The following is a 17,472-nucleotide window of genomic DNA, read 5'->3' as shown; positions in this document are numbered from 1 at the left end:
AGAGGGTTAAGGCTTTTGGGGTTTACAGGAGAAGTATTGGTTTTGTGGCAAGGTTCAGGAAGACTTTTGTAACTGCTATTGTCCTGCTTTTTGGTCTTCCAGTGTTTTTTCTTCCTGCAAAATGGGAAGGACAGGAATGGTACAATAAATCAATCGGAAGTACCCTTTATCAGGAAGACATCAGGCCCCATGTGGACAAATACTTGGGAGGGTCCTTAAGGATGTTTGTCAGGGGTGTATTTGAAAAATCTTCTTATAGGGAAGCTGAAAAGACCAGGCTGTATGTTACCGCAAGACTTCCTTTCGGGAATACGCTGGATCAGATGGATTTTATCATGAAGGAATTTGAGGGATTCCTCAAAGGGGTGGAAGGCATTGACCAATTCGTAACCTATGTTCAGTCCGGTCAATATGCCAATATCACCATTACCTTCAAGGAAGCCTATGAAAAATCAGCTTTGCCTTACCAACTGAAAGGCCGGCTATCCGTCAAATCCACTGACTGGTCAGGCGCAAGATGGACTATTTATGGTGTGGGTCAGGGATTTTATACAGGTGCCGGTGGAGAAGGAATCCCATCTTTCAGGGTGACCATGAAAGGGTATAATTTTGATGAACTGGAGAGACAGTCAGAGGTTTTGGCAGAGAAACTTTTGCGGCACAAGCGGATTCAGGAGGTAAATACCAATGAAAGGTTGGGCTGGAATGAGCAAAAGACTGAGGAATATGTGCTGCGTCTGGATCAGGGTAAAATGGCCCTGGCAAGATCCAATCAATATCAGGTAATCAATGCACTGAACGATGTATCCAAGCCTTCCAATCCAAGTACTTACTTGACCTTGGATGAAAAAAACTATGGTGTTGTGGTTCGGGAACTTGAATCTCATAAATATTCCAAGTTTGATCTGGAAGAAAACAGTCTGATCAGTGGTGAGAACAAGATTTTTAAGGTCAGTAATTTTGGGACCTTGAACAAGGAAACCACTACCAATGCCCTGCACAAGGAAGATAGGCAGTATATCCGTTTGGTGGCATTTGAATATATGGGTTCAGCCAAATTCGGAAATGAATACCTGGATGAGGTATTGGAAGAAATGAAAGCCAATATGCCCATAGGCTATACCGCTTCCAAGCAGACCTGGTCCTGGAATTGGGAAAAGGCAAAGCGTCAGTATAGTTTGATTTTGGTGCTGATAGTGGGGATATTCTTTATCACATCTGTGTTGTTCGAAAACCTCAAGCAACCTTTCTACATCATTGTCATCATCCCGATATCCTTTATCGGGTTGTTTCTGGTTTTCTCCCTGTTTGATTTTTACTTTGATCAGGGGGGTTATGCTGCATTTGTCATGTTGGGCGGATTGGCGGTCAATGCAGCCATTTTTATCGTCAATGACCTGAATAACCGAAAAGTTGGTCTTTACAACCGGAACGTGCTGAAAGCTGTGGCAGGAAAGGCAGTCCCTATCATGCTGACCATTTTGTCCACCTGCTTTGGATTGATACCATTTATCATGGAAGGGCAGAACGAGATCTTTTGGTTCAGCTTAGCGATCGGAACCATCGGGGGATTGATATTCAGTATTGTTGGGGTGTTTCTGGGATTGCCGGTGTTTTTGTGGAGGAAGTAAGGGGGGTAAGGGGGGCGCAAAGAGTGATTGGGATTTCCCGCAAAGACACAAAGGCGCAAAGATTAGGGAATTTGATGGAACGCTGATAACACTGATATAGCAGATTTTCACTGATTTTTTTACCTGCGTGAATCAGCCAAATCAGTTTCAACAGTGTTCCAATAAAAACTCCACTATATGGTAAGTAGCTTTTATTCCATGTGTTTTTTTGAATAAGCCAATTGTAAATTGGTTTGGATGTAATTTAACCTTTGCTTTGATTTTGAAAGGAATGGCTAAAAGGTTAATTTGTATTCGTAACTTTATCAAAAAGAAATGGAATTGACAATGGATATTAAATTTGAACAATTGGTTGAGATCGTAAGCCAACTGCCTGAAGATATGAAAACGAAACTTTTTGAATCGGTAGATCAGAAAGTAAAAATCAAGAGATCAGCTTCGAAAGAAGATTTTCAAAAGCTAATCCTAAAGGCTCCCACTTGGACAGATGAGCAAATAGAGGCTTACCAAAATGCCAGAAAGCATATTAACCTTTCAAGAATAGCATGATACTTTTGGATTCTTCAGTATTGATTGATCTTTTCAGAAAAAAACATTTGATGGAACGCTGATAACGCTGATATAGCAGATTTTCACTGATTTTTTTTATCTGCGGAATCAGCCAAATCAGCGTTATCAGCGTTCCCCAAAAAAACCTTCCCTTAATCCAAATTCCCAAAAACCTCCTCCAAATCCAGTTTGAATCCGGGGATGCATTTGCTATGGACCACATCTCCATGGGTGAAAAGCCGGGAAGGTTTATACTTTCCTTCCTCGAGGCTGTAAATCAATAGTGAGTCTAATTTAACCAAGTTTTTTTAGATATGCTCAATCCAATTGCCGGATGGGTATCGTAACTCCTAGCAAGTATTATTAAAAACCAACTAAAATAAATCACAGAATGAAAAAGTTTAGATTAAATCAAAGTTTGTACCTATTTGCAATGCTATTATTTGCAGGAGCATTCTCGGCTTGTAATGATGACAATGACGGAGAGCCCGCCAGAATGTTGGAGATGGAATCATTTGAGTATGCTTTCAATGAAGGACAATTGTTAAATAGTCCGGCCACAGCTTACGATGGCGATGGAGAAGGAGACCATCCCAGAAATCTTTCGGCCAAATTGGATATAGAAGAAATGGCAAATGGCATGGCCAAAATCACCGTGACGATTGAAAATGGAATAGATGGTTTGCAATACCATGTCCACGCTCATGATGCTGCCGACCCGGCTACCACTCCAAATGGAACCCCTTATAATGAAACTCCAAATAGTGGTGTTTTTGCAGGTATGATTACCATAGCAGGTGCAACAGGAACTAGAACCGTTGAAACTGAAATGCCTTATAGCATGCTTATCAATGATTATGAAGGATTTCTTGTCATTCATGATCCTACACAGGATATCAGCACGACTGATTTAAGCACTTATTTGGTGTTAGGAGTTTTTGCCCAGAGCTTGGCTGCCGGAGAAGCAAATCTAAGAACTACCGAATTTAATTACAGCTTCAACGAAGGACAAGTGTTGGATAATCCTGCTATTGCATACGATGGAGAACATCCAAGAAATTTGATGGCAAAAATCATGGTAGAGGAAAAAATTGACGGGACTTCCAAGGTTACTGTTTCTTTGATGAATACACTTAATGGAAGAATGTACCCTGTACATGCCCATGATGCTGCCGATCCTGCTACCACTCCAAACGGGACTCCCTATAATGAGACTCCAAACGGAGCAATATTTGCCGGAATGATTTCGGGTAACGGCGGAACAGCCATGGCTTCCAATGACCTGGATATTTCATTCAATGAATTGACCAGAAACTATGAAGGGTTTTTCGTGGTTCATGATCCAACACAGGATCTTAGTACTACAGATTTGACTACTTATCTGGTATTGGGTCTATTTGCGAGATAATCCAATTTTAAAACCTCAATAAAAAAAAACCGGCAATCATTGCCGGTTTTTTTTTATTGATAGTTGGTTTAGTTTCAAATGGTATTTTACAATTATTATGCCAATGCTGTTTTTTTGTGATTTTCACCACATCCAAATTTTTTGTTTTTTGGAAAATATTTAAGACCTGTTTTTTATGCCCAGAATCCCAAAAGCATACGTGATGGCTACAAACACCAAAACATAAACTAGCAGAAGTATTAACACAGTAAACTGTAAAGATGCCGATGAGGAACTTTGAATTACTTTATAAACGTCATCCCTTCCCCAATTTTGAATGAGTTCATAACTGCTGCCATGCTGAATAAGTCCTGAATACAACTCCCCCTGAGGCCAAAAGGGAAACAAAAGAGGGTCGGAGTGGGGGACCTTGACTACATATTGTCCATATAGAAACAGATATAGAAAAAGACAAAGCAGAAACAGGACTGCTGAGATAATTGCCCTTTTCGATATTTTTGTTGCCCGGATTTTTTTTATACTTGCTTTATTAGTCCAGAGCAAAAGCAATGTGAGAATTCCCATAGCCTCAACAATTCCTGCAAACAAATATCTTGAAGTATCAGGAGGAACTCCCAGGTTGGTGATCAAAATGGCTATCCCCGGCAAAAGCCCGAATGCAGCAGAGGCAGATTTGTATATTTCTCCCAGGTTGTTCATTGTTTAAACTGAGCACTGACGGTTTGCTCCTGTTCGATGGACGGAGGTTTCGTAAAATGTGTCAGAATCTGGAATTGTTCCCCAAGCTTGAAAATAACCTTAAAGACTGTTTGATCAATAAAAACAAAGGTTTCTGTAAGGGAGGAGTTGACCCTAAAGTCCGTGAGCAAGTCAGGGTCTTCTTTCCAGTTTTGTTTTTCAATCCTGCTTTGCCATACCCTATTCGGGACAAGAAAAACCTCAGCGCCTGATGGGTCTGAGCTAATGTTAAGTCTGATGCTACTCAAATTGACCCCTCCATAAGTAAATTCCAAGAATTCCGGACCTAAATTTTTTTGAGGGTTTCTGGCTATTGCCCGGCATCTTAGCATTTTTACTTCAGGAATTAACTCATTGGGAAGTTCTACTTTAACCAAATACCCTAGGGAATCTTTCAATAGAGGCTCAAGTCGTGGGGAATTCCATTCCTGTTTATTCCTTCTGCCCCTGTTATATAATTCAAACCCGATAATTTCCTTGTTTTGGTAGCCCCTGGGTTTGATATGCATATAAAAAGTAGTAAATCCCTCCGCTGTATTTTCCTGCCCAACTGTTTCTTCTATTATGAAAAAAAAGCTGATTGAAAATAAAATGCATATGGTTTTGATTTGCATCAGGCTTTCATTTAGGGTTTAAAATAAGGCCGGGGATAACTCTAATAAATTTAGGATCTTTCAATTAATTCTTTTCAATTTGACTATATAAACTTTGTAAAATTCAGATTTGGTTTATATTTTCAGGAAACTCTCAAACCTTTATCAATATCATGATTTTATTAAAAAAAACAAATAATCAAGCATTACCATTTTTGACTGCTTTATTAGAAAGAGCGCTCACTATTCGGAGTTAAGATTCTAATTTATATTACTACTGAAAACTTTGCTTGTATTAGCAGGGATTTACCTTTCTTCAATACGTAAGTTTTTTAATATCTCCCATAATCTGAGAAAAGTATCAATCCGATACCAGGTTGTATCATATTAATGGTGGATCTTTGGGGGTTATAGACAAATTCTCCGTCTCCTTTATCCGGTTGATATTCCGTATCCTGTCTTCTTAAGTAGTCCACAGGTCCGCTATCATGGTAAAGCACTTTGAGTTCAAAAAAGCCCAGATCTTTATTTTTGAATGGGATCTTGATCCCTCCTCCAAAACGGAATGCCATGACCCAAGCGTCGAAATCCATCCCTTCTTCAATAGGGTCATAATAACGGCTTTCCCGGATTTTGAATCTTGTATAAAAATAATTGGCCCCCATTTGGGCTTCAAGAAAGGGTTGAACCCTCCAAGAAACCTCGGGATTATATCTGAATACCCCCATCAGTGCGAGCAAGTTGTTGTTCCTTCTCAACCGGTATTCATCTGAAAAGCCCGGATAAAGATCGGTCCTCTTTTCCAGCTTGGTTCCATATATCCCATATCCTATGCTTAATCCAACTTCAATAGGCCGGTAAGGAAAACTGTAAAAAGCGACAAGGGTATATTCGGGAAATACAATGTTGCCTACTTTTTCCCGAAGTTCCTTGACAGGTATTCCGGCATTGGCCTGGAAGCCATATAAAATATCCTGGGCGTGTAAGGCTGAGGTGCAAAGGAGGAAAATACCTGTAAAAATTAACCGTCTCATAAATTGGTTTTTGAAATAAATACGTAAAGAATAATATGCAGTTTAGAAACTTATTTGTCAATCCAAATCACTGAAGACATACTCCAAATCCAAGATAAACCCATCTATACATTCAGAAGAAACAATATCACCTGAAGTAAAAAGTTTGGAGGGGAAGTATTTTCCCATACTCAAAGTATAGATCAATAAAGTCTGTTCACTGGGATGGATAACCCAATACTCTTGTACTCCGCTTTCCTCATACACTTCGTATTTTTGTTTGAGTTCTTTGCGGTTGTTGCCTGGAGAAAGGATTTCAATAATCAGGTCAGGTGCTCCTATGCAGCCTGCTTCATCCAATTTGTTGCGGTCGCAGACCACACAGATATCGGGTTGAACGACTGTGAAAATATCCTCATTTTTCTTTGACTTAACAGGAAGCCTTACATCAAAGGGTGCATGGAATATTTTACAGGTTTTTTTATCCAAATAATCTCCGAGTTTCCTCGCAATTTTCAACGCTATCTCTTGATGAATCCTTCTAGGTGCAGCGGCAGCGGACTTAAAGACTTTTCCTTTAATGATTTCGACCATTTCATCCATTTGCCAGGTCAGATAATCAGCATAGGAATACCTTCCATACCCTGTAAAAGGTTCGCTGACTTTGTTTTCGATTTCTTCAGGTTTCATAGTCATTAGAGTCAATCAAGGTCATTGAATAAATAATTCAAATCGAGGCCGAATCCTTCAATACATTCAGAATTGACAATATCCCCCGGAGTAAAAAGTTTGGAAGCAATGAATGATCCATTTTTTAATGTAAAGACCAATACAGTCTGTTCATTGGGATGGATTACCCAATATTCCTGTACCCCGCTTTCCTCATATACTTCGTATTTATGTTTAAGTTCTTTGCGGTTGTTGCCGGGAGAGAGGATTTCAATAATCAGGTCAGGTGGGCCTAAGCAACCCAAATCATCTAGTTTGCTCTTGTCACAAACAACACAGATATCAGGCTGCACCACTGTAAATATATCCTCATTTTTCTTTGACTTAACAGGAAGCCTTACATCAAATGGAGCAGCATATACTTCACAAGGCCTTTTCTCTAGAAAGTTGAATAGTTTATTGGATATTTTTAGGGAAACTTTTTGATGGATTCTTCTTGGAGCAGCGGCAGCGGACTTAAAAACTTTTCCTTTGATGATTTCGACCATTTCATCCATTTGCCAAGTCAGGTAATCAGCATAGGAATATTTTCCGTATTCGGTAAAAGGTTCGTTGACTATATTTTCAGTCTCCTCGGATTTCATAGATCTAATTTAGTGAAAATGTGGTTTTTAGCAAATGGCTGGAAGTTGGAAGTCCGAAGTCGGAAAACAAAATCCTAAAATAGACCATAGTCCCTTTAGGGACATTATATAGGTAAAATCACAAATTGAAAACCAAGTTTTTGGTGCCTTTAGGTACAACATATATTCCGTACCTAAAGGCACGGTAACCTGCCCTAAACGAACTATTCTACCTATATCTTGTCCCTAAAGGGACAGAACAGCCAACGTTAACGTTCCATCCGCCACGGCGGACAAGTATCACTTCTAATACTCCAGCAACTTCCTTAATTTCTCCTTAAACCTCTCCACAGGCAGAAAATTCTTTTCAAGGTTAGGGGCAAAGGGCACGGGGGTATCGAGGCTTCCTTCCCGCATGACGGGAGCATCCAAATATTCAAAACAGTTTTCCGAAATCCAGGCACAGATTTCTGCACCGATTCCACCTGTCAGGCAATCTTCCTGCAGGAAAATCACTTTGCTTGTTTTTCTGACCGTTTTTTCCACAGCCTCTTTATCCCAAGGAAGCAGAGTCCTTAAATCCAAAATATCGGCAGAAATACCAAGTTCCTGAATTGCAGCTTTCGCCCAATGAACTCCCATGCCATAAGTGATGACGCTTATTGCCTCACCTTCTTCGACCATATTGGCCTTGCCTATTTCCACGGTGTAATAATCATCGGGAATGCGCTCTGAAATGGAACGGTACAATGCTTTGTGCTCGAAATACAGGTACGGATTAGGGTCTTCAAAAGCTGCATTGAGCAACCCTTTGGCATCATAGGGATTGGAGGGATATACGATTTTCAATCCCGGAGTATGAAAAAACCAAGCCTCATTGGATTGGGAATGGAAAGGTCCTGCGGCAACTCCTGCACCCGTGGGCATCCTTACTACCACATCTGCCTTCTGTCCCCATCGGTAATGGATTTTTGCCAGGTTGTTCACGATCTGATTGAAGCCGACGGAGACAAAATCCGCAAACTGCATCTCCACCATCGATTTATAACCTTTGATGGAAAGCCCCAAGGCTGCCCCTAGTATGGCGCTTTCGCAAAGCGGGGTATTCCTCACCCGCTCCCCACCAAATTCATCTTTGAACCCATCGGTAATTTTAAATGCCCCGCCATAGGTACCAATATCCTGCCCCATCAAAATAAGGTTGGGATATTTTTCCATGGATTGCCTCAATCCATCCGAAATGGCATCAATGAATCTTTTTTCTGTGACTTTGTCGGATGAAGGTGAAATGACTTTTTGTTCGAAAGGAGAGAATAAATCGGAAAGCTCCTCTGCAGTGTCAGGTTGAACGCTTTCTTCAGCAAATGCCTTTTCCAAACCTTTATTGATGGCATCTTTGATTTTCTTGTTGATTTTTTCTTTTGTTTCGGAATCCAAAACCCCTGACTCCTCCAAAAACCTTTCATAATTATCCACAGGATCTTTCAAAGCCCAAGTCGACATCAGATCTTTTGGGACATATTTGGTTCCTGAAGCTTCCTCATGACCCCGCATTCTGAAGGTGATGGCTTCTACCAGTACTGGTCTTGGATTCTTCCGTATATCTTCCGCAAGACCTTTGATGGTATTATAGACTTCCAATACATTATTACCATCCACCCTGACAGTTTCCATACCGTATCCGGGTCCCTTTTCTGTAAAATATTTGAAAGCAAACTGCTCCTCACTTGGAGTAGAAAGACCGTAGCCATTGTGCTCCACCACAAAAATCACAGGAAGTTTCCAGACTGCTGCGACATTAAGCCCTTCATGGAAATCACCTTCTGAACTGGCCCCATCTCCGGTAAAAACCAAGGTCACTTTATTTTCCTTGGATAACTTGTGGGCCAAACCAATGCCATCTGCAATGGCCATTTGGGGACCCAAGTGGGAGATCATACCTACAATGTGGTGCTCGTTGGTTCCAAAATGAAATGACCTGTCCCGGCCTTTGGTATAACCTGATTTTTTTCCCTGAAATTGGGCGAAGAGTTTTTCCAGTGGTAGATTTCTGCCAGTAAAAATTCCCAGGTTTCTATGCATGGGAAGGATATACTCGTCCTCAGCCAAGGCATTTAACGCACCGATAGAAATGGCCTCCTGTCCCCAACCGCTAAACCATTTTGAGATTTTGCCTTGCCTAAGTAGGATTAGCATTTTCTCCTCAATCCTTCTTGGCATCAGAAGAGATTCATAAAGTTTGATCAAAGTGTGATCGACATAATCTTTCCTTTCAAAAATCATTTCGGGTGTTTGGGTAGATGGGTTGGTCATAGTAGGCTAAATTTGGATACCAAATTAGGGCAAAGAACTTATTCTCCCAAAAGATAGTCAAGAACGAGTCTAGTTAATCTTCCAATTTTCCAATTTTTCAATCCACCACGGCGGACAAGTTATTCCAATTCCCTAAAAACAGCAAAGGCGTCGATTCACATCGACGCCTAAAAGTATGCAAGGTTTATGAAAAAATGTTCGTTTGCTGTACGTGCTCAAAAGTAGAAAGAAAGCCCTGCCCAAAAGCAAATAAATCATTAAGGCTTCTTTAAATTAAAACCAAAAAAATCTCCTAAAATTAATATTTGAGTAATATTGGAATTCGGGTTTCAACTGCTTAGGAATTGACGATTGAATTATCTTTTATTTTTTGACCGAAAAATGTTTTAACTTAAAGGATTAATATACAATATCTTATTCCATAAAAACCTTTAATATGACTCTTATAAAATCAATCCTATTCTTATTCCTCTTTAATTTCACCTATTTCTCAGACCTTTTTCCACATGAAAGGAAAACAACCGTGGAAATCAAAGGGGATAAATTTTATGTCAATAGTAAACCGACTTATGAGGGAAGGACTTGGAATGGTAAACCGATAGAGGGGCTGTTAATGAATTCTAGGATGGTGCAGGGAATTTTTGATGACCTCAATCCTGAGACGGTTTCCAATTGGGAATATCCTGATACCGGGAAATGGGATCCGGAGAGAAACACGGATGAGTTTATTGCCAACATGGCAGAATGGAAAAGACACGGTTTACTTTCCTTTACCATCAATTTGCAGGGAGGCAGTCCTTTCGGATATTCCCAAAGTCAGCCTTGGCACAATTCTGCCTTTACCGAAAAAGGAAAATTGAGAGATTCTTTTATGAAGCGTTTGAAAAAAATCCTTGATAAAGCAGATGAATTGGGAATGGTTCCGATAGTCGGATATTTTTATTTCGGACAGGACCAAAGGTTAGAAGATGAAAAGGCAGTTGTTGCCGCTGTTCAAAATGCCACTGATTGGTTACATAAAAATGGCTACAGAAATGTCCTGATCGAAATCAATAATGAGTGTGATGTAAATGCCTATGACCACGATATCTTGAAACCTGAAAGGGTTCATGAGTTGATCACATTGGCAAAAAACATCAAAAGAAATGGTTTTAGATTCTATGTGAGTACAAGTTATAAAGGTGCGTCCATCCCCAAATCATCTGTGGTCAAGGTTTCAGATTTTATATTACTTCACGGGAATGGAGTCAGCAACCCAGATAAAATAGTGGAGATGGTAAATAAGACCAAAGAAGTGGAAGGATACCGCCCAATGCCTATTCTCTTTAATGAAGATGATCATTTTAACTTTGACAAAGACTGGAACAATTTCGTTGCTGCCGTTTCCGCTTATGCCTCATGGGGGCTTTTTGATTATCGGATGAAAGATGAAGGTTTTGAGCAGGGCTATCAAAGTGTCCCGGTAGATTGGGGAACCAACTCTGATCGGAAAAAGGGATTTTTTAGGTTGCTGAAGGAGATTACGGGGTATTAGGAGGAAGAAGGAGAGACGAGATGCGAGAGCCGAGATGCGAGAGCCAAGAAACCAGAGCCAAGACCAAGATTCAAGAAGCCGTGTCCTTGTCACTTCGATCCCGATAATTATCGTGGAGAGAAGTTTATAACCCGAAAATCGAAGCGAGGTTTTCTCATTCATTCAAAATAAGGACAGATACTCTTTCAAAACTCCTCTAATAAGCATTTTTTAAACAAGAGGCTTTTGTGGTCGAACTTAATTTTACAATTTTACAATTTTCCAATCTTCCAATTATCATCCTTCCAATCTAAAAACCCCAATTTTCCCTACCTTTGCACCCAAATACAGGAATACAGTGAAAGCGAGAACATTAAAAAAAGACAAAGTCAATATCATCACCATGGGTTGCTCCAAGAATCTAGTCGATTCCGAGGTGCTTTTGACACAGTTGAAAGGGAACGGAATAGATGCCTCCCATGAATCCAATAAGCAGGACAACAATATCATCATCATTAATACCTGTGGCTTTATCGACAATGCAAAGCAGGAATCCATTGATACCATATTACAATATGTAGATGCCAAGGAACAGGGATTGGTTGACAAAGTTTACGTCACAGGATGCCTTTCACAGCGATACAAAGATGATCTGGAAAAGGAAATCCCCCAAGTGGATGCCTATTTTGGAACAAGGGATTTGCCTGCATTGCTAAAAAAATTCAAAGCAGATTATAAACATGAATTGGTAGGCGAAAGACTTTTGACCCACAATGCCCACTATGCATACATGAAAATCTCCGAAGGTTGTGACAGGCCTTGTTCATTTTGCGCTATCCCTTTGATGCGTGGAGGTCATATCTCACGTCCAATTGAAGAATTGGTCAAAGAGGCACAACATAAAGCTGCCAATGGAACCAAAGAGCTTTTACTGATCGCCCAGGATTCCACATATTACGGACTCGATCTTTACAAGAAAAGAAACTTGGCGGATCTACTTAGAAACCTTTCTGATGTGGAAGGAATTGAATGGATAAGGCTGCATTATGCCTATCCGACAGGATTTCCGATGGATGTGATTGAGGTGATGAAAGAAAGGTCGAACATCTGCAATTACCTGGATATCCCACTTCAGCATGGTTCTACCTCTGTATTGAAAACCATGAGAAGAGGAACTACACGGGAAAAACAAGAGGAATTGATCCATTCCATTAGAGACCTGATTCCTGAGATTGCCATCAGAACGACTTTGATCGCAGGCCATCCCGGTGAAGGAGAATCTGAATTTCAGGAGATGGTGGATTTTGTGGAAAGAATGAAATTTGAACGATTAGGTGTATTCACTTATTCCCATGAAGAAAATACCCATGCCCACTCTATGGAGGACATTATCCCTGCGGAAGTAAAACAGGAAAGGGCCAATCACCTCATGGAGATTCAGGAACAGATCTCCTATGACCTCAATCAACAAAAAGTGGGTATGGAATTCAAAGTTTTGATTGACAAAAAGGAAAATGGCTTTTTTGTTGGGAGGACAGAGTTTGACTCAGTGGAAGTGGACAACGAGGTTTTGATCGATGCCTCAAAGCACTATTGCAGGGTAGGGGATTTTGTCAATGTAAAAATCAACGAAGCCACTGAATTTGATTTATATGGTGAGGTGGTTTGAATTTAGTAATTACCTGGATTGATTGCAGTTGCCTAATTTCCGTTGTTGTTAGAAACCAATGTCGGATGACCGATGACCGATGTTGGCATGAACTGAAATCAAAGATGGGCAAGATTAGTTTGCTCTCTTTTCAGTTAAAGGTTGGGATGTTCATAGTTAAAAAATTATTGATATAGTAACCTCCAAATTTTGGCTTTGACCTTGTATTGCCATAAATTTCCAAGAAAAATAAAATGAAAAAATCAGTTTTAATCATTTTTACAATCCTCATTAATTTGTCTACTGTCAGCGCCCAATTTTCTTATGATCTCCAAGGCCATCGTGGTTCCAGGGGATTGATGCCGGAAAATACCATTCCTGCGATGATCAAGGCTTTGGATTTAGGGGTGACTGCCTTGGAGTTGGATCTTGCGGTGACCAAGGACGGTCAGATCATAGTCTCCCACGAACCTTATATGAATCCGGTGATATGTTTGAAACCTGATGGGAGTGAAATTCCTTCCGGTGACAAATCGCATAATATTTATCAAATGACATTTGATGATGTATTACAGTATGACTGTGGTACTAAATTTCATTCTGGATTCACCCAACAAGTCAAATTTCATGTAACCAAGCCAAGGCTGTCGGATATGATTGATGTGGTGGAAAAGTATGTTTCCGATTTGGGATTGCCAAAGCCCAATTATAATATTGAGATCAAAAGCAGTCCCGATGGAGATGGTATTTACCATCCTGCGCCAAAGGAATTTTCTGACCTCGTTTATCAATTAATTGATGAAAAACTCGACTGGAGCCGTGTGAACATCCAATCCTTTGATTTCAGGGTTTTGCAGTACATGCACCAAGCATATTCTAAAGTAACATTGGCGATGTTGGTAGAACATGCAGCCAAATCAAATGAACAATTGGAGAAATTGGGTTTTCAACCTCAGATTTATTCACCTTTTTTCCCTGCCCTTACAAAAGAGATAGTGGCCCAACTTCACCAAAAAGGAATGAAAGTAATCCCTTGGACAGTCAATACCACCGAGCTAATGGAAAAATTACTCGATATGGGTGTAGATGGAATCATCACGGATTACCCAAATTTGGCACCGAAGAGGTAAATTGCTTACTGAAAAGAGTTTTGTTTTTGTTTCAAATTTTTGCTCTTGGAAATTTGTAGATGGAGTTTTGTACTTTGCCCATTAAATTAAACTCGCTATTTTTAGCCCTTGGTAACCAAATCATCAAGTATGAGATTACTGGAAGTTAACAGTAGTGTTGAGGAAAAAGAATTTTTGGAAATGGCCGTCAGGCTATATAAATATGAAAAAAATTGGATAAGACCACTTGACAAGGATATTGAAGGACTTTTTCATCCTGAGACCAACAAACTGTTCAGACAGGGGGCCAAATCGAGGAGATGGTTACTCAAAGATGATAATGGAAATATTATCGGCAGGATAGCCGCATTCATTAACCCCAAATGGAAAGAAAAGCAGCCAACCGGTGGTTTGGGTTTTTTTGAATGTATCAATGATCAAAAGACAGCCTTTCTTCTTTTTGATACGGGTAAAAATTGGTTGAAGGAACATGGTATGGAAGCTATGGATGGCCCTGTGAATTTTGGGGAAAGGGACAAGTGGTGGGGTTTATTAGTCGATGGATATACGGAACCCAATTACAACATGCCATGGAATTTTGATTATTATCAAAGCTTTTTTGAGGCGTATGGGTTTGAGATTTATTTCAAACAATATACTTACATGAGGAGGGTGAAGGATCCTGTTTTTGATCCGAAAATGGAGGAAAGGTCAAAGGCCATCAGAAAGGATCCGGATTTTTCTTTTAGGTATATGAAGGGAAAAGAGTTGAAAGAAAAGGCACCTGAGTACTTTATGACTGTGTACAATAAAGCCTGGGCCAAACACATGGGCAAGTCTTTGTCACTAAAAGAAACTAAATTGATGTTCGGAAAGATGCAGCCCATAATTGATCCGAGGCTGATTTATTTTGGTTTTCACAAAGATGAACCCATTTCCTTTTTCATCAATATCCCTGAAATCAATCAGATTTTTAAATATGTAAATGGTAAAATGGATCTTTTCGGAAAATTGAAATTTCTATGGCACAAGACCTTCAATCCCCCGAACAAAATGCTCGGTTTGGTTTTTGGTGTGATTCCCGAATTTCAGGCCAAGGGTGTTGAAAGTGCCATGATTATGGAATATAGGGATACCCTTGCCTTCACAAAGGAATTCAAATACGAAACATTGGAAATGAACTGGATCGGTGATTTCAATCCAAAAATGATGCGGGTTTGTGAACAGCTAAATGCCGTCATCTATAAAACTCATCACACCTACCGGTATCTATTTGACAGAACCAAACCCTTTGAACGACACCGGATTTTCGATTAATTAATTTTAAAAAAAAATATAGGGTTAGAGAAAACAATCGACTTGGGTGTAAAATATAAAATCTACAATCTAAGATCTAAAATAAAAAATGAAAAAATACGACGTAACAGGAATAGGAAATGCATTGGTTGATATTGAATTCAAAGTGACCGACCAATTTTTTTTGGACAATGAAGTTGAAAAGGGACTGATGACATTGGTCGATGAAGAGAGGCAAAATGCCCTGATGTCTGTAATCGATACTGCAGAAGCAAAAAAACAATGTGGTGGTTCAGCCGCCAATACGGTAATTGCAGTCAGTCAATTTGGGGGAAATTCTTACTATTGTTGTAAAGTGGCCGATGATGAATTGGGACATTTTTTTGTTCAGGACATGAAGGATTCGGGTGTGGACAACAACCTCAATCCGGAAAAGCTCGAAGAAGGAATCACAGGAAAATGTCTCGTCATGGTGACAGATGACTCGGAAAGGACCATGAATACCTTCTTGGGTATTACCCAAAACTTTTCTGTTAAGGATGTCAACGAGGCAGCCATCAAGGATTCCAAGTATTTGTTTATTGAAGGATATTTGGTGACTTCACCGAATGGAAAGGAGGCCATGATGCATGCTAAAAAGACAGCAGAAGCAGCGGGAACTAAAGTTGCCCTGACGTTTTCGGATCCTGCAATGGTGAAATATTTCAAGGCGAATTTTGAAGATGTAATAGGGCCAAGTGTTGACCTGCTTTTTGCCAATGAAGAAGAGGCAATGCTTTTCACAGGAAAAGATAACATCTTAGAAGCAAGGGAAGAACTCAAAAAAGCAGCCAAGCATTTTATCATTACCCAGGGTAAAAACGGGGCAATGATATTTGATGGAGATACATTCATTGATATCGAACCCTACAAAACCACAGCTATTGACAGCAATGGGGCAGGGGATATGTTTGCAGGAGCATTTATGTATGGGATCACTAATGGTCACAATTACGCTTCAAGTGGAAAATTGGCCTCTATGGCAAGTTCCAGGATAGTGAGCCAATTTGGGCCAAGGTTGAAATGGCATGAAGCGAAAGAGGTGTTGGCAAGGTTGAATCCTTGAGGTAATTTGTGGTTTTCCACTTTTATCAGTTAAGAAGCTAAATTTATTGCGGACTTATTTGAGTAATAATTCATCTTTTTTTCAGTTATCGGACATCCGTCGTCAGCCACAAAAAAGAAGAAAATTAGGTGAGTAGATTAGTTGCCGATAATTAAAATTTGTTAATTCTCGGATTTTTAGCTAGATTATATGGCCAAACAACAATAACCCATATGATCATATCAGGTAAAAAACTCGTCATCAAAGCTTTACTTTTATTTCTTGCGATCAACCTGGTAGATTTCATGTTGGAGATTTTCATTTTCAAAATGACCATTGATCAATGGTTATTGAAACTCGGAGGTGCAACATTATATGTCAGAGCGATCATTGCCTTGACAGTAGGGTTGTACTTTCAGCGCAAAGAGGACAGCAAAAAAGCAGAGCAAGAAGAGAGTTCATATTGATTTCTATTTGCCACTTAATTTGATATTTTCCGTCTTCTATGCCAAAATGGTTGCTTAAGGTATCCTTTATTAAAAAGGAAGAATGAAACTGCAAAATAATCTTTTAAAAGTATAAAGCTATGTCCACCTTGACATTATGGGAATTTGGATTAGATCAGGTTATCTCTAAAATGAAAAATTAGTTACAATATTTGTTTGTCAAACCATATAATTATATTTTTCCACCGTTTTTTAAAATAAACAGCATTCATCATTTAAAATACGCTATTAAACAATCTGTCTGAACAAAATTATTGCTCAACAGTACAATATCTATGATTAAACGAAAACCAATGATTATGAAAAAACCAATCTTGTCGCTTTTGTTGGGAGTTTTTATTATACTCTCCTCCACTGCCCAGAATAAAATTGAATTCCGGGAGTTTACCGTGGATAATGGCCTGCATGTCATCATGCATCAGGACAACAGTACGCCTATAGTTGCCAATAATGTTTTTTACCATGTTGGATCCAAAAACGAAAATCCTCAAAAGACTGGTTATGCACATTTCTTTGAGCATTTGATGTTTGAAGGTTCAGAAAATATTGAGAGGGGTCAGTTTGCCCAGATTGTTCAATCTTCAGGGGGAACGCTGAATGCTGGGACCAGCTTAGATTTCACCTTCTATTACGAGATTTTACCATCCAATCAATTGGAATTGGCTTTGTATCTTGAGTCTGAAAGAATGCTTCATGCAAAAATCGACCAAATTGGTGTAGATACTCAAAGAGAAGTGATCAAACAAGAAATGAAAGAGGTCATGGAGGAACAGCCTTAC

At 39.6% G+C, this 17,472-nt stretch carries 17 protein-coding genes; 10 read left to right on the top strand and 7 right to left on the bottom strand.

From position 1 onward, the window contains the following. Together ACEW8O_RS00475 and ACEW8O_RS00470 are read left to right on the top strand one after the other, a co-directional pair. The coding region (locus ACEW8O_RS00475; RefSeq protein ID WP_373492653.1) for an efflux RND transporter permease subunit at window positions 1-1,631 on the top strand (1,631 nt) is incomplete at its 5' end. Window positions 1,632-1,946: 315 nt separating this feature from the next. Next, window positions 1,947-2,180: a hypothetical protein gene (locus tag ACEW8O_RS00470; RefSeq protein WP_373492652.1), complete on the top strand. Its 234-nt coding sequence runs from the start codon at window positions 1,947-1,949 to the stop codon at window positions 2,178-2,180. A 152-nt stretch (window positions 2,181-2,332) separates the two neighbouring features. On the opposite strand, the gene ACEW8O_RS00465 is transcribed toward ACEW8O_RS00470, so the two are convergent. Beyond that, the gene (locus ACEW8O_RS00465) at window positions 2,333-2,482 is read right to left on the bottom strand and encodes a hypothetical protein (protein WP_373492651.1); all 150 of its coding nucleotides are present in this window, start codon (window positions 2,480-2,482) and stop codon (window positions 2,333-2,335) included. 89 nt (window positions 2,483-2,571) lie between these two features. Between ACEW8O_RS00465 and ACEW8O_RS00460 the strand changes: the two genes are divergently transcribed. Then, on the top strand, window positions 2,572-3,588 hold the full coding sequence (locus ACEW8O_RS00460) for a hypothetical protein (protein ID WP_373492650.1): 1,017 nt from the start codon (window positions 2,572-2,574) through the stop codon (window positions 3,586-3,588). A 159-nt stretch (window positions 3,589-3,747) separates the two neighbouring features. Here the strand turns inward: ACEW8O_RS00460 and ACEW8O_RS00455 are convergent, their stop codons facing one another. The 6 genes from ACEW8O_RS00455 to ACEW8O_RS00430 form a co-directional block, all read right to left on the bottom strand. Further along, window positions 3,748-4,287, bottom strand: coding sequence for a hypothetical protein (locus tag ACEW8O_RS00455; RefSeq protein ID WP_373492649.1), 540 nt, complete (start codon window positions 4,285-4,287; stop codon window positions 3,748-3,750). Further along, on the bottom strand, window positions 4,284-4,940 hold the full coding sequence (locus ACEW8O_RS00450) for a hypothetical protein (protein ID WP_373492648.1): 657 nt from the start codon (window positions 4,938-4,940) through the stop codon (window positions 4,284-4,286). The genes ACEW8O_RS00455 and ACEW8O_RS00450 overlap by 4 nt, the downstream gene beginning before the upstream one ends. A 311-nt stretch (window positions 4,941-5,251) precedes the next feature. Continuing rightward, the gene (locus ACEW8O_RS00445; RefSeq protein ID WP_373492647.1) at window positions 5,252-5,953 is read right to left on the bottom strand and encodes a hypothetical protein; all 702 of its coding nucleotides are present in this window, start codon (window positions 5,951-5,953) and stop codon (window positions 5,252-5,254) included. A 57-nt stretch (window positions 5,954-6,010) separates the two neighbouring features. After that, complete coding sequence (locus tag ACEW8O_RS00440; RefSeq protein ID WP_373492646.1) at window positions 6,011-6,622, bottom strand: Uma2 family endonuclease; 612 nt, start codon at window positions 6,620-6,622, stop codon at window positions 6,011-6,013. Window positions 6,623-6,633: 11 nt separating this feature from the next. Further along, window positions 6,634-7,245: a Uma2 family endonuclease gene (locus tag ACEW8O_RS00435; RefSeq protein ID WP_373492645.1), complete on the bottom strand. Its 612-nt coding sequence runs from the start codon at window positions 7,243-7,245 to the stop codon at window positions 6,634-6,636. Between the two features lie 285 nt (window positions 7,246-7,530). Continuing rightward, a complete protein-coding gene (locus tag ACEW8O_RS00430; RefSeq protein WP_373492644.1) occupies window positions 7,531-9,537 on the bottom strand; it encodes a thiamine pyrophosphate-dependent enzyme in 2,007 nt (668 codons plus the stop codon). Between the two features lie 436 nt (window positions 9,538-9,973). Here ACEW8O_RS00430 and ACEW8O_RS00425 point away from each other — a divergent pair, with 436 nt between their 5' ends. The 7 genes from ACEW8O_RS00425 to ACEW8O_RS00395 form a co-directional block, all read left to right on the top strand. After that, on the top strand, window positions 9,974-11,071 hold the full coding sequence (locus ACEW8O_RS00425; RefSeq protein ID WP_373492643.1) for a hypothetical protein: 1,098 nt from the start codon (window positions 9,974-9,976) through the stop codon (window positions 11,069-11,071). A 337-nt stretch (window positions 11,072-11,408) separates the two neighbouring features. Further along, on the top strand, window positions 11,409-12,719 hold the full coding sequence (rimO, locus tag ACEW8O_RS00420) for a 30S ribosomal protein S12 methylthiotransferase RimO (RefSeq protein ID WP_373492642.1): 1,311 nt from the start codon (window positions 11,409-11,411) through the stop codon (window positions 12,717-12,719). Between the two features lie 233 nt (window positions 12,720-12,952). Then, entirely contained in the window at window positions 12,953-13,828 is an 876-nt protein-coding gene (locus ACEW8O_RS00415) for a glycerophosphodiester phosphodiesterase (RefSeq protein WP_373492641.1), read from the top strand. A 129-nt stretch (window positions 13,829-13,957) separates the two neighbouring features. Further along, window positions 13,958-15,124, top strand: coding sequence for a hypothetical protein (locus ACEW8O_RS00410; protein ID WP_373492640.1), 1,167 nt, complete (start codon window positions 13,958-13,960; stop codon window positions 15,122-15,124). 88 nt (window positions 15,125-15,212) lie between these two features. Next, window positions 15,213-16,208 carry an adenosine kinase gene (locus tag ACEW8O_RS00405; RefSeq protein ID WP_373492639.1) on the top strand — a complete coding sequence of 332 codons (996 nt, stop codon included), beginning with the start codon at window positions 15,213-15,215 and terminating at the stop codon, window positions 16,206-16,208. Between the two features lie 212 nt (window positions 16,209-16,420). After that, complete coding sequence (locus tag ACEW8O_RS00400; RefSeq protein ID WP_373492638.1) at window positions 16,421-16,654, top strand: hypothetical protein; 234 nt, start codon at window positions 16,421-16,423, stop codon at window positions 16,652-16,654. Between the two features lie 338 nt (window positions 16,655-16,992). Further along, a partial coding sequence (locus tag ACEW8O_RS00395) for a M16 family metallopeptidase (RefSeq protein ID WP_373492637.1) occupies window positions 16,993-17,472 on the top strand: 480 nt, incomplete at its 3' end.

This window comes from Aquiflexum sp., from assembly GCF_041749095.1.
In the GTDB taxonomy this organism is placed as follows: Bacteria; Bacteroidota; Bacteroidia; order Cytophagales; family Cyclobacteriaceae; genus Aquiflexum.
This window is presented reverse-complemented; position numbering and strand designations above follow the sequence as displayed.